Origin of the sequence: Tautonia marina (assembly GCF_009177065.1) — a bacterium.
GTDB classification, from domain to species: Bacteria; Planctomycetota; Planctomycetia; order Isosphaerales; family Isosphaeraceae; genus Tautonia; species Tautonia marina.
On record NZ_WEZF01000015.1, the window covers coordinates 162,738 to 176,955 of the forward strand.

The window sequence follows — 14,218 nt, forward strand, 5'->3', positions numbered from 1 at the left end:
CGCCCGACGCTCACAGAACGCCGCCTGGGCCGGCTTACTTCGGTTCCGCGACGGTCGCCCCCGCAGGCTCGCCGCCGTTTTCGGCGGCCTCAGCTTCGGGGCCGTTGCCTGCCGCCGCAAGTGCCTGTTCGCGCTTGGCCTTCAGGGCGTCGGGGTCTTTGGGTTCGAGACCGAGCGCGACCTCGAACTCGCGGGCGGCCTCGGCATGGCGGCCGAGCCCGGTGTAGGCATCGCCCAGAACCGAGTGCGCGGTCACGTCGTTGACATCAATGTAAAGGCATTCCTCGGCCCATCGAACGGCCTGCTCGAAGTCCTCGCGGGCCAGGTGGCGCTCGGCCAAAACCTTCCGGACGGACAGATCGTCCGGGTCGTTTTCGGCCAGGCGGGCGAGGTCGCCGAGGAAGGCGTCCACATCTCCCTGGCGCAGATGCACGCGGGCCAGACCTGCGAGCCACTTCGAGTTCAAGGGGTCGTCGCGGCGCGCCAGCTCGTAAAGCCGGGCGGCTTCCTCAAGATCGCCGTCCTTCATGGTCAGTTCGGCCAGCAGGTCCACCACGCGCTCGTTCGGCCGGTCCTCATCGACGGCGGGGCGGAGCAGTTCGAGGGCCTTCGCCTCGTCGCCGATGAGCATCATCACGCGGGCCATGACGTAAGAGGCGAGCGGCTGATGCGGTTCGAGTTCGAGCGCCTTCTCGGCAAAGGGGCGGGCGCTCTTGTAGTCTCGGCGGGCGAAGTATTCGTAGGCAACCTTGGCGTTCAGCTCGGCGTTGTCGGGTTCCTTGCGGGTGTCGAGCAGGAGGCGGGAGAAGGAGACCGATTCCTCGTCCTCAACCCGGGTCCGGATGGTTTCAACCACGGCGTCGAGGTGGGCAAGATACCCTTCCTCGAACTCCTCGACCGGCACGCCGAAGGTCGATTCGACGGCCTCCTGCGTCGTCATGCCACGGCGGTAGGCTTCCAGCAGGTCAGCCAGCGCGCCCTCTCCGAAGCGTTCCACCATGTACCGGGCGTAAAGCTGGGCCTGGCAGTAGGCCAGTTGCCGCTCGTCGGGCTCTTTCGGTCGGATGAAGCCGAGGTTGATCGTCTCCAGATTCAACAGGTTCCGCTTCGGCACGCGATCGACGAGTAGCTTGTTCCAGGCCTGCGGCCGAGGCCCCCCCTCGCTTTCGACGGCCAGGGCCTCGGTGTACCAGTGGGGGATATTGAAGTTCGTTTGTTGCAAGGTGATCACGTGAGCGACTTCATGCGTGAGCACCCGAGCCCAGTTGAACGCCTGCCGCGTGGCCGCCGGACTGGCCAGCGCGACCACCTTACCGGTGCAGGCACCAACGGTCGGAATGAACGGCAAGGCGGTGGTGCGGCCGCTGAACTTCTCGTGATCCTTCATGATCTGGATTGAGGTCTTCCCCGGCGGTTCGAAGCCGAAGCGCTCGACCAGTTCGGGGTGCACCTTCTCCAGGTAATCGGCCATGTAGCGACCAAGCAGCAGATCCTGCGTCGGGTCCACCAGCACGATGTAATGGTCGGTCTCGATCGCCTCGTACGAGGCCATGTGATCGAGCACTTTCATCATGTTGTCGGCCCGGATATTGAACGGATCGGCGTCGAAGGCCACGTCGAACAGGGCCCGGGCCTCGGGTTCGCGGCCGATCTGCATGTAGAGCATTCCCAGGCCGACCTTCGGACCGGCGGCTTCGGGATCGGCGTTGATCGCTTCGAGAAAGGCCCGTTCGGCCGGATGATACTTGCGACGGTCGGCCAGGCGATCTCCCAGGGCTTCGTAGAAGACCACCGGCCGGGGGGTATCGCGCAACGCCGCGGCCTCGGCCGCCGCCGCGCCGATCGGCTGCACGAGCAACTGATACGACGCCGCGAGGCGGGCCAATGCGTCCTGATCGCGAGGGTTCAGGGCCACCGCCTTCTTCGACGCCTCCAGCGCGTCGGTGAACCGCTCGTCCGACAGATTCAGGTCGGCCAGCAAGACCAGGGCGGGAGCATACGACGGGTTGATCTCCAGCGCGGCCTCGGCCTTCGATCGGCCGTCGCTCAGGGCATAATTGTCGAGGTCGATCCGGCCAAGCGTCACCAAAACCTCGGCGGCGCTGGGGTTGATCAGCAGGGCGCGGTTCAGCTCTCGGCGGGCGTTGCCTTGCTGGTAGCCGTCGAAGAACAGTTCCCCTTGCAACCAGGCGGCCTGCCAGGCGCGGGGATCAACTCTCAGCGCGCCTTCATACAGTTCGTTGATCACATCGTTGAGCGATTGCGCCAGGTCTTCGCCTCGGGCTGTGGCCCGATAGTAGCGCTGGGCGGCCTGGCCGATCAGGATGAGCGCGTCGGGATCGCGGCGGGCTTCCTTGTTGCGGGCGTTGAAGTCTCGAATGAACCAGCGATAGGCTTCGATCGCTTCCTTTGATTCTCCCCGGGCATCGTGCAAGAGGGCCGCGACCCATCGGGCGCGTCGGCAGAGGGTGTCGGCCTCGAGCGCCTGGGCGACGAGGTCGTCGGCGGTGTCCCACTGACCCCTTGAGAACTGCAGATCGGCGAGCAGGCCGAGAAGTTCGGGATCGGGTTCGTCGGCTCCGGCCAGTGCGTCGAGGGTTGCGATCGCCTCGTCGATGCGTCCCATGCTGCGAAGGCATTCGGCCTTCTGTCGGGCGATTCGGGCGACCTCGCTCGGGTCGGCCGGTTCGAGGGCTTCGAGCCGCTCCAGGGCACGCGCATAGCGGCCGGTTTGCCAGTCGCGCCGGGCTTCTTCCAACTCGTCGGCCCGAATGGAGGTCCCGCCGAGGAAGATCCCGCTACCCACTCCGATGATGAGGAACACGAAGATCCGAAGCCGCATGGTCGCCCTCTCCGTGGGTGCTCGTCCGCGATGTGATACGTTCCGCGTCGGCCAGGGTCGCAGTACCGGCCGCGCATCTCGACCTTTCCACCTTACCACCGTCGGCTCGGTTCGTACCAGGGGCTCTGCATTGGGAACGCTGGGCCGCCGGAGTGCTCAGGAGCGTGGCACACCGTGCGAGCGGCCAGTACGACGGGCGAGGTAGTCGAGCAAGATTCGCTCGGGGGCCTCAGTGGTCGGGGCGTGCTGGTAGTCGGCCCCCATGCCGAGCAGACGCTCGCGGAGCAACCGGCAGTGCGTCTGAAACCGCTCCAGGTAGGTCGCCCGCAGGGCCGACGGGTCGACCCGCATGGCCCGGCCGCTCGCTTCCAGGTCCTGGAATCGGACGGGGCCGGCGAAGTCGAACGATTCTTCCTCCGGCGCGAGGATGTGAAAGAACAAGACCTCGTGATGCCGGTGCCGGAGATGCCGGAGCGACTGGCAGAGCGCATCAAGGTCATCCAGCCCATCGGAGAAGATCACGATGAGCCCTCGCCGTCGAATCCGCTCGGCCAAGGCGTGCAAGACGCGGTGCAACGGGGCTTCTCCGCCTGGCCTGGCCTGCTCCATCGCCCGGCAAAGGACCGAGAAGTGACCGGGAGCCGACCGCGCCGGAATCATCGACCGCACCTCGCCATCGAACGTCACCAGCCCCACCGCATCGCGCTGGCGAATCATCAAGTAGGCAAGCGACGCCGCCAGCCGTCTCGCGTGTTCCAGTTTCGAGATCGTGCGTCCGGCGAAGGCCATGCTTCCCGAGGTATCGAGAACAAGATACGCCTTGAGATTTGTTTCTTCTTCATATTCACGGACGTAGTAGCGATCTGTCTTCCCGAATGCCCGCCAGTCGATGTGCCGGATCTCATCGCCGGGACCATACGGCCGATGCTCGGCGAACTCGACCGAAAACCCCTTGAACGGGCTCCGGTGCAAGCCGCTCACGACCCCCTCAACGACTAGCTTTGCCAGCAGTTCCAGCCGTCCGAACCGCGCCAGCGCTTCGGGGTCGAGGTCGGCCGTCGGGTCGGGAGGCGTGTTCGGAGGCATGGGGTGATCCGTTGGAGGCTGAAACAGGAACCAGAGTCGCAAGTACGATCATCGCGATCCCGCCAGCCGATCGGCCGCGGTGGCGACGGGGTTGGGCACGTCGTCGAGAAGCTGGGCGATGACGCGGTCGGAGTCGATTCCTTCGGCCTCGGCGTGGAAGGTGGTGACGATCCGGTGTCGCAGCACCGGGCGAGCGACGGCGTTCACATCGTCAATCCCGGCGGCGAACCGACCATGCAGGACGGCTCGGGCCTTGGCACAGAGGATGAGCGCCTGCCCGGCCCGGGGACCGGCTCCCCATGACACATTCGTGCGAACAAAGGCCGTGGCCTCGGGCTGGTCGGGCCGGCTCGCGCGGACGAGGTCGCGGGCGTAGCGGAAGACGTGATCGGGCACGGGTACCCGTCGCACCAGGCGCTGAAGGGTCAGAATGGTGTCGGCCGTGAGGAAGGCTTCGGGGGCGGGGCTGGGCTCTCCGGTCGTGCGGCGGAGAATTTCCAGCTCCTCGTCGGGCGTCGGATACGGCACGCGGACGTTGAGCATGAAGCGGTCGAGCTGGGCTTCGGGCAAGGGATACGTCCCCTCCTGCTCGATCGGGTTCTGCGTGGCGAGGACGAAGAACGGATCAGGCAGGTCGAACGTCTGCCCCCCGGCCGAAACGTGGCGTTCCTGCATCGCTTCGAGCAAGGCGGCCTGCGTTTTCGGAGGCGTACGGTTGACCTCGTCGGCCAGGACGACATTGGCGAACAGCGGGCCCTGAATGAACACGAAGCGGCGGCGGCCGGTCTCGGGATCATCCTGAAGAATGTCCGTTCCGGTGATGTCCGAGGGCATCATGTCCGGCGTGAACTGAATCCGACGGAAGCTCAGGTGAAGGATCTGCGCCACTGTCCCCACGAGCAGCGTTTTGGCCAGGCCCGGCACGCCGACGAGCAACACATGCCCCCGGGCGAACAGGCTGATGAGCAACTGCTCGACCACCTCATCCTGGCCGATGATCACCTTGGCAATCTCGGATCGCATGGTCCGATACGACTCGGCCAGGTCGGCCAGCGCGGCCAGGTCGTCGGGCTTTGCGGGAGAAGGGGCGGGCTCGGGCTCGGTCATCACGGTCGGGTCCTTCGTTCGGATCGCCGCTCGGGCGGCACTTCGGCTGAGCCTGGCGGGAGAATCGCACCAGCGTCCCAGCCCCCGGCGTACGCGTCAAGGCAGGGCTCTACCCCGGCCTCCCCATGAACTCGCCTTCCCGGCAATGCGGTGTCAGGCGGTTGCCGAAACAGCCGAACGTTCCAGCAGGTGCAGGAACAGGACATCGGCTGGCAGGCTCGATTGGGCCAGCTCGACCAGATGCTCATGGTGCGTGAAGAACAGGATCTGAGTCCGACGCGACAGCTCGGCCAGGGCGCGCAGGGCGGCGGCCGATCGCTCGTCATCGAAATTCAAAAGAATGTCGTCGGCAATCAGGGGGATCGGCTCGTGGCGGTCGAGCCAGCCTTCCAGGCTCGCCAGGCGAAGGGCCAGATAAAGCTGATCGCAACTGCCGTCGCTCATCGCTTCGACCCCGACGCGCTGACCGTTCCGCACGCCGAGCAACACGGGGCGTCCGTGGTCGTCCTCGTCGAAGTCGAGCCCCTGGAACGAGCCGGAGGTCAGCTCGGCGAACAGCTCGCCGGCGCGGCGGATGACCGGCCCCTGGTGCTCCTCGCGGAACTGTTCGATGCCGCGGTGGAGCAGTTCGGTGGCGATCCTGAGCGCGGCGTAATCCTCGACCTTCGACCGCAACTCGGCCAGCAGCGACTGCGTCCGCTCGGCGGCCAGGGCCGCGTCGTCTCCCCCCTGTTGCGATCGGAGCCACTCCCGCTCGCCGCCGATCGTCTGGTCGAGGCGTGATCGTTCTTGCTCAATCTCATCAATTTCCGTGTCGAGTTCCTGAAGAAGCAGGTCGATTTCATCGGCATCGACGGATTTTGCCTCGGCGATGAACTCCTCCAGCGAGGCCCCCGCGCTGAGGTCGCGGATCTGGTCCTCCACGCGCCTCAGTTCGCTTTCGACCCTCGACCGATCGGCGGCCCTGGCCTCGGCCTCGGGCAGCTCGTCGGCCGAGTCGCAGCGGGCTTCCTGGCAGAGGGTGTCGAGCCTCGCCTGCTCCTGGAGAATCGTTTGCTCGGCCGCTCGGAGCTTCGCAACGGCCGATTCGCAGTTCTGCCGGGTCGTCTCTCGATGCTTGCGGAGGTCCCGCGCCTCGCCGAGCCGGCGATACAGCTCGGCCACGGCCGTCTCGACCGGCCGCTCGACCAGATCAGGGGCGATGGCTCGGCAAACCTCGGCGACATCGTGGGCGAATTCCCTCGCGTCGCGGTCGATGCCGTCGATTCGAGCCTTGAACCCTCGGGCCTTGTCCAGGTGGGCGAACAGCTTGTCGATCCGATCGAGAAACTGATCGGCCTGCGCCGGGGTGTCCTCGGGTTCGAGGCCGATCCGGGCCATCAACGGCTCCCATCGAGCGTGCCACTGCTCGCGATGGCGGGTCGATTCGAGGAGCCTTCGCTCGGCCTCGTCGCGCTCGCGGCGGGCGTGCTGAAGATTCTTCCTCGTCTCCTCGCGGCGGGTCCGGCGTTCCTCAACCTCGGCGATTACGGCCTCGGCCCGCTCCAGCCGATCGGCGAGCGATTCGGTGGCGATCCCCTTCGATTCCGAGCCGTCCGGTAAGGCCGAGGCGATCGCGTCTCGGGACTCGGCGATGGTGCGTTGAAGCGATTCGATCTGCTCGTCCTGAAGCCGAAGCGCCTCAACCGCCTCCACAATCGCCTCGCGGCGGCGGAGCCAGGCTCGCAGTTCCTCCGGACCAAGTCGATCCGGAAGCCCGAGCGTGCGGAGCCGATCGGCCCAAGAGTGCCGGAGCTGCTCCACGGCGTCGGCCACCTGTTGCTTCGCGTGCTGGAGATCGGCCCGGCGGCTGTTGAGCTTCTCGCGGTGGGCGAGGTGATTGGCGAGCGTTGCGGCTCGATCGGCCTCGCGGCGGAGGCGGTCGGCCTGTTCATCGGCGCGCAACAGGCTGCGCTCGAAGGCTCCGTCGAGCGATCCCCCCGGCGCGAACTCGGCGATAAAAGCGACGGTCTCGTCTGTCGGCGCGGCCTGGTCGAGCCACGAGCGCCGGACAAGCTGCCAGCCCTCATCGCGTCGAGTTCGGGAGGCGGCCAGATCGGCCTCGGTCGGCATGTCATGTTCGAGCGTCAAGGTGCGAATCTGAACCTCGACCGCGTCGAGATCCGCCGTCACGGTCGCCAGGTCCCGTTCAAGCTGGTTCATGCGTTGCGTGTGATCGGTGACCGCCTGCGATGCCTCGGCAATCGTTTCGTCGAGCGGAGGCCGGAGCTGGACCAGTTCCTCAAGCGAGCCATCCCAGTGCGGCAGTCCTTGACGCGCCCGCTGCAAGGCTCGTTGTTCCTGCTCGCGAGCCGATTGAAAGGTCCGCAACTCCTCCTCGGGATCACCGAGCTTCCGGCAACGCTGAACCACCCGTCGCAGGGGTTTGATGTCCGGCTCGGGACCGATCGCGTCGAGTTCTTCGGTCAGTTCCTCCAGGCGGGCCACCTGCGCCTCGAACGCCTGGCGGTGACGGTCGAGACTGGTTTCGATCGACGCGTGCTCGCGTCCGAGCCCCCGGATCAGATCGGGCTCGTCTCCCCGGAGTCGAAGGGCCGCGGCCTGCTCTAAATCCCGAGGCTTGCCTAGCTCGACCAGCAGGTTGCGGGCGTAATGCTCGTCGCTGGTTTGCTGGGCTCGGATCCCTGGTCGATGCTCCTGAGCGAGCAGATGGGCTCCGAGCCGCTGGTAGAGCGACTCGATGCACTCGCCTTGCGCGAGCAATTCGTCGGGCACGGCGATCGTTTCGAGCGCGGCGGCCAGCGCGTCGCGATCCATCTTGGCCTGTTCGGCCAGGGCGAGAGCCCGGGTCAGGGATTCGCGGGCCGATCGGTGGCGATCGGCGAAGTCTTCGGGAAGCGGGACGACGTCGGCCAGCTCCTCGAACCGGGTCAGGAATTCGTCTCGTTCGGCGATCGGCTTCTTGGCGCTCTGAATGCGCAGCAGGCGGTTGCGGGCTCGGGAGCGATCCTGGCGGGTGAGGTCGAATTCCTCTTTCGCGTGCAAGGCGTCGCGGAGCGCCTCATGATGACGGGTCCACTCGTCGCTCGGAAGCTGAGACTCCTGAACCTGCTTGCGCAAGGCCGCCAGTTCCGAGAGCAACCGGTTGATCTCAGGATTCTGACCTCGGGGCTTGAACAGATCATCCAGTTCTTTTTGAAGGGTGCCGGTCGCCGCTTTCAGACCGGTCAGGCCCGATCCGGCGGCGAACAAGAGCTGGCCGACCTGGCCCTTCCCTTCCAGAATCGCCTTGCCCCCCTCGACGAGCCGATGGTGGTCGATCCCGAAGAGCGCCCGGAAGGTGTCCTCATCGACCCCGCCGAGGAACCGATCGAGCGTTTCGGGCTCGATCGGCGTGGCAGAGTCATCCAGAGCGGTCAACGCATTCTTGTTCTTTTTCCGCCGCTGGAAGGCGAGCACGTTGCCGGCCCGATTTTCAATCTCGGCCCCAAGGCACATCTGATTGTGCTCATGAAGGAAGTTGTCGTTTGATCGGAGCGGGATGCCATAAAAGAGGTTGTGGATGGCACGCAGGGTCGAGCTTTTCCCGGCCTCGTTCGGTCCGTGAATCAGGTGCAAGCCGAACGACCCAGCCGAGAGGTCGAGCGACAGATCGGTGAACGGCCCGAAGGCCAGCAGGTCGAGGCGTCGAAGTCTCATGAGCGCGGTTCGCTTGCGGATCGGAGCCGATGCAGGAGAAGAGGGCCGGCGCGGTCGAGCATCTCCCGGAGCCAGTCGGGGTCATCGAGGCTCAAGGGGTCGTCGCCGGTCGTGAATTCCGAAGGGAGTTTGCGGCGCAGGTCCGCCAGCCGATCGCCGAGGTCGCGGAGCTTCTGCTCGTCGGTGCGGTACGAATCGACCAGGCTCATCAACGCGTCGATCGGGCCGTCGCCGTCCCGTTCCGAAGCCCGCAGCCGGGGCCGGGTCGAAAGCTTGACCCGCTCGATCCAGAGCCGATCGCCGTCGATCGAGAGCCCCTCGGCCCGAATCTCGTTGATCCATCGGGCGCTGTCGGCCACGAACGCTTCGTGCCATCGCGTCGCCCCCAGCACCCGGACCCGCACGGCCAGCAGGCGGTCGGGATCGTCTTCCTCGTCGAGCAGGCGGCGCAGCCCCTGATCGACCAGACCGATCAAATCGCTCGGCCGTTCCAGGTTCGAGGCGTCGAGGTCGCAGACCTCCCAGCGCATTACGTCGAGCCGGTGAAACGTCGATCGCGGTTCCTGGCCCGGTTCGAGATCGACGATCAGGCATCCTTTCGGCCCCGTCTCGCGGATGTGCCGCCCTTGCAGGTTGCCGGGAAAGACGATCGACGGATCATCCGCGACGTTGTGCCGCACATGAATATGACCGAGCGCCCAGTAGTCGTACCCCTTCGCCCGCAACCCTTCGACCGAGCACGGGGCGTAGCGCTCGTGCCCTTCGGCCCCCGCAACGCAGGTATGCAACATGCCGATGTTCAGACAGCCGGCCACCGGCGCCGGGTATCGGACCGAAAGGTCCTGCGTGACCGCCGCCGTGGCAAACCCCTGGCCGTGAATCATCACGTCGATCTCGGGCAGGGAGATCGTCTCCGGTTTGTCGGTTTCGAGCATCGTGATCCCCTCGGGCAGCGAGAGGGACCGGGTCATCTTGTTCTGAGCATCGTGATTGCCGGCGATGATGTAGACGGGGATCTTGGCGTCGATGAGCGCTTCGAGCGTCTTGCGAAGAAACAGCCCCGTGTTGTAATCGCGCCAGGTGCCGTCGTAGAGATCGCCGGCGATCAGGACGAAATCGACCCGCTGCTCGATGGCCAGCTCGACCATGCGTTTCAAGGCCCGCCGCGTGCTCGATCGCAGCCGGTCAATCGGCGCGCCGTCGTACCGCTCCAGCCCTACCATCGGGCTGTCGAGGTGGATGTCCGCCGTGTGAAGAAACCGAGGCATAACCGGGCTTGCTGGGGTTGAAGGCATCCCGCTCGGGCGATTCGTCCGAAAGGCGACCGCTCGCCCTCGGTGACATCTGACCATCATGACACGATCCCCCGGTTCGGCAACCGCAATCGTGCAAGTCCCTCGCCCTCGAACAACTTCGGGCTTGCGAGTCGTTCCGAAGGCTGCTAGGCTCATCCAATGGTTGTTGAATAATCTCGTCCCATCGCCCGGCCCGAGCGGGGAGGTAAGCGATGATGAATCGGACGGCATCGGTCTGGATGGTTTCGGTGGTCTTGGCCTGCAGCGGAGGCCTCGCCCAGGCTCAGGCCCCCGATGCGGCCTCGGAAACCTTCTTCGAGTTGAAGATCCGTCCGGTTCTGGCTGAATCGTGCGTCACCTGCCACGGCGAGGTGAAACAGAACGGCGACCTGCGGCTCGACAGCCGACAGGCAATGCTCGACGGCGGCGTGAGCGGCCCGGCCATCGAGCCGGGAGCTCCCGAGGAAAGCCTGCTCACCTTCGCCATCTCGCACGAGGACGAGCTGCTCAAGATGCCTCCGGAGGAGCCCCTCTCCCGAGAGGTTCGCGACGATTTCGCCGCCTGGATCGCTGCCGGAGCCCCCTGGCCCGAGGCGACCGCCGGCGGGCCGATCGAGGGGAAAACCCACTGGGCCTTCGGACCGCTCCGTCCGATCGAGCCTCCCGTCGATCCGACTGGCTGGGCCACCGAGCCAATCGATCAGCTCATCGCCGCCAAGCAACGCGAGGCGGGTGTCTATCCGGTCGATCGGGCCGATCGCCGCGCCTTGATCCGTCGTGCCACGTTCGACCTGATCGGATTGCCCCCCGAGCCGGAGCGGGTTGAGGCCTTCGTCAACGACGATCGGCCCGACGCCTACGACCGCTTGATCGAGGAACTGCTCGCCAGCCCCCACTACGGCGAGCGCTGGGGACGCTACTGGCTCGACCTCGCCCGCTATGCCGACACCGCCGGGGACAACTCGGACTACCCGATCCGAGAGGCGTACCTGTACCGCGATTACGTCATCGACGCCTTCAACGCCGACATCCCCTACGACCAGTTCCTCCACGAACAGCTTGCCGGCGACATCCTCGCCCTTGAAGGCCCCGAAGAGGACTACGCCCGGCAGGTCATCGCCACCGGGTTCATCGCTCAGTCAAAGCGGTTCGGCACCCGCAAGCTGGAAGACATCCACCAGATTATCGAAGACACCCTGCACACGACCGGCCAGGTCGTGCTCGGGCTCTCGATGCGGTGTGCCCGATGCCACGATCACAAGTTCGATCCGATCAGCGCGAATGACTATTACGCCCTCTACGGCTTTTTCGCCGGCACGAAGTACCCCTTCGCCGGCGCCGAGGAAGTGCGACGGCCGAGCGAATTCGCCCCGCTCGTTCCCCCGTCGCGGCTCTCCGAGTTCGAATCGCAGTACAACGAGACGATCGCCCACCTGAAGGCCGAGCTGAGCACCACCGAGGCCGAGGCGTCCCAGGCAATCGGCGATGCCGGCTTCGCCGCCGCGGTTGAGCAGTTCGTCGGCCTCCCCGACCGGATCGAACGGGCCGAGGTCGAACTGTTGCGGACCACCCGAAGCCAGAACCGCCGCATCAACGGCGTGAAGACCGAGTTGACGCAACTGGAGGAGGCCGGTCCCGAAGCCCTCGCCCCGAAGGCTTATGCCGTCCGGGACGGCGAGCCGACCGATGCGGAGTTCCAGAAGGGCGGCGACCCGCGGAACCTGGGAGAGGTCGTTCCCCGAGGCGTCCTCCGCGTGCTCGACCCCTCCGGCAAAATCGACCTGCCCGAGACCGGCAGCGGTCGCCTGGCCCTGGCCGAGTGGCTGACCGACGGCCCCCCGCGCGATCTGGTCGCCCGGGTCATGGTCAACCGCCTCTGGCAGCACCACTTCGGCAAGCCGATCGTCGCCACCCCGTCCGACTTTGGCCTGAGGGGCACCCCCCCCACGCATCCCGACCTGCTCGAATGGCTCGCGAGCGACTTCATCGCGTCCGGGTGGTCGATCAAAGAAATGCACCGACGGATCATGCGGTCGGAAACCTACCGGCTCGCCTCGACCCGCGACCCGAATAACGAGGCGATCGACACCGGCAACACCTGGTACTGGCGATTCGACCGCCGCCCGCTCGACGCCGAGGCTCTCCGAGACGGTCTGCTCGCCCTTGGTGGCAACCTGAAGACCGACCGACCCGGCCCGCATCCGTTCCCGGAGGTCAACACCTGGACCTTCACCGCCCACCATCAATTCAAGGCGCTTTATCCGTCGGAACACCGGAGCGTCTACCTGATGGTCCAGCGGCTCCACCCCCACCCGTATCTCTCGCTCTTTAATGGGCCGGATGCCGGGGCCACGACCGCCATGCGAGACAGCTCGACCGTCTCGCTCCAGGCTCTTTATCTGCTCAACAACACGTTCGTCCACGACCAGGCCGAGCGGTTCGCCGGCCGGCTCGTGACCAGCATGGCCGACCCGGACGCCCGGCTCCAACAGGCATATCTGCTCGCCTTCGGCCGTAGGCCGACCGACAACGAACGCGAGCGGGCCGAAACCTTCCTTGCCCAGTATCAGGCCAGCCTGATCTCGGAAGGCTGCGCCGACGATCGCTGCGAGTCGGAAGCCTGGTCGGCCCTGGCCCGCGCCATGTTCGCCTCGAATGAATTTTTCCACGTGGACTGATTGATCGCCGTGATGCTCGATGCTCGACGGAGGGCCCTCGCCGATGGCGTTTGAACCGATCGACCGCCGAACCATGCTCCGCCGCGCCTCCGCATTTGCCACGGCCGGCGGATTGGGATTGTATCGTCAGCTCTCGATTGCCGCCGCCGCCAACGAGGGGCACCCGCTCGCCCCTCGCCCCGGCCACTTCCCGAGCAAGGCGAAGCATCTGATCATCTTCTTCATGACCGGCGGCTTCTCGCATCTCGACACGTTCGACTACAAGCCGCAACTCCAGGCCGACCACGACAAGGAGGTCGGCAAGCGCAAGGTCCTGGCCTCCCCCTACTCGTTCCGCCCCCGGGGCGAGTCGGGCAAGATGGTCAGCGAGCTGTTCGAGCACGTCGGCGGCGTGATCGACGACTTCTGCTTCCTGCACACCGTCCACGGCGACTCGGCCGGGCACTCGGCCGCCACCCTGGGCATGCACACCGGGTCGGTCACGATCCCGTTGCCGAGCATCGGCTCGTGGGTCAGCTACGGCCTGGGGACGCTCAATACGAACCTGCCCTCGTTCGTCGTCCTGGCAGGCAAGGAGCCTTACAACGGTTTCCAGGTCTGGGACTCGAACTTCCTGCCCGCCTATCACAAGGGGGTCCGCGTGATCCCCGGTGACAACCCCCTGCCCGACGTCAAGAGCCCGGTCGAATCCGTCTCGCGTCGGGAGCTTGAAGGCTTGATGCTCCGCGACCTGAACGAGGCTCACCTCTCTCGTCGCGACGGCGACGCCATGCTCGCCTCTCGGATGGCCACCTTCGACACCGCCTACGGCCTGATGCGCGAGGCTCCCGAAGCCTTCGATCTCGGCGGCGAAACATCCGAAACCCTTGATCTTTACGGGGCCGGCACCGACGACCCCAGTTCCTTCGCCGCCCAGTGCCTGACCGCCCGGCGGCTGGTCGAGCGCGGTGTCCGCGTGGTCGAGTTGTTCGACGTCGGCTCCAACACCAACTGGGACAGCCACAACAACATCGACGACCACCGCAAGCTGTCCAAGAACATCGACCAGCCGATCGCCGCCCTCATTACCGACCTGAAGCGCCGCGGAATGCTCGACGATACGCTCATCGTCGGCTGCTCCGAGTTCGGCCGGACCCCCTGGCAGGATCTCACCCCGGTCGGTCGCGGACACCATAGCCGCTGCTTCACCTGCTTCCTGGCCGGTGGCGGCGTCAAGGGAGGCTTCAGCTACGGCGTCTCCGACGAGTACGGCAACGCCCCGGCCGAAAACCCGGTCCACGTCCACGACTTCCACGCGACGATCCTGCACCTGATGGGCATGGATCACACCCGCCTGACCTACCGCTACTCCGGCCGCGACTACCGCCTGACCGACGTTCACGGCAACGTCGTGCACGACATCATCGCCTGAGCAATCGGCCAACAACCCGCAGGGATCGGGCCGGGTGGATGACCCTCCCCCGTTTCCGATCCCCTTTGGCCAAATCCGCTCGACCCACAACGTCAACACG

The 14,218-nt window shown here is 65.9% G+C and carries 7 protein-coding genes; 2 read left to right on the forward strand and 5 right to left on the reverse strand.

What is annotated here, in order from left to right; translation table 11 throughout:
- Window positions 1–34: 34 nt before the first annotated feature.
- The 5 genes from GA615_RS18400 to GA615_RS18420 all read right to left on the reverse strand — a co-directional run bounded on the left by GA615_RS18400 (window position 35) and on the right by GA615_RS18420 (window position 10,002).
- On the reverse strand, window positions 35–2,842 hold the full coding sequence (locus tag GA615_RS18400) for a tetratricopeptide repeat protein (protein ID WP_152052774.1): 2,808 nt from the start codon (window positions 2,840–2,842) through the stop codon (window positions 35–37).
- 156 nt (window positions 2,843–2,998) lie between these two features.
- Window positions 2,999–3,928: a DUF58 domain-containing protein gene (locus GA615_RS18405; protein WP_152052775.1), complete on the reverse strand. Its 930-nt coding sequence runs from the start codon at window positions 3,926–3,928 to the stop codon at window positions 2,999–3,001.
- A gap of 48 nt (window positions 3,929–3,976) precedes the next feature.
- Window positions 3,977–5,035, reverse strand: coding sequence for an AAA family ATPase (locus GA615_RS18410; RefSeq protein WP_152052776.1), 1,059 nt, complete (start codon window positions 5,033–5,035; stop codon window positions 3,977–3,979).
- Window positions 5,036–5,188: 153 nt separating this feature from the next.
- The gene (locus tag GA615_RS18415) at window positions 5,189–8,734 is read right to left on the reverse strand and encodes an ATP-binding protein (RefSeq protein ID WP_152052777.1); all 3,546 of its coding nucleotides are present in this window, start codon (window positions 8,732–8,734) and stop codon (window positions 5,189–5,191) included.
- The gene (locus GA615_RS18420) at window positions 8,731–10,002 is read right to left on the reverse strand and encodes a metallophosphoesterase family protein (RefSeq protein ID WP_152052778.1); all 1,272 of its coding nucleotides are present in this window, start codon (window positions 10,000–10,002) and stop codon (window positions 8,731–8,733) included. Before GA615_RS18420 ends, GA615_RS18415 begins: the two co-directional genes overlap by 4 nt.
- A gap of 239 nt (window positions 10,003–10,241) precedes the next feature.
- On the opposite strand from GA615_RS18420, the gene GA615_RS18425 reads away from it, so the two are divergent.
- Window positions 10,242–12,707, forward strand: coding sequence for a PSD1 and planctomycete cytochrome C domain-containing protein (locus tag GA615_RS18425; RefSeq protein WP_235905537.1), 2,466 nt, complete (start codon window positions 10,242–10,244; stop codon window positions 12,705–12,707).
- Window positions 12,708–12,750: 43 nt separating this feature from the next.
- Entirely contained in the window at window positions 12,751–14,118 is a 1,368-nt protein-coding gene (locus GA615_RS18430; RefSeq protein WP_152052779.1) for a DUF1501 domain-containing protein, read from the forward strand.
- The last annotated feature ends 100 nt before the right edge of the window (window positions 14,119–14,218 follow it).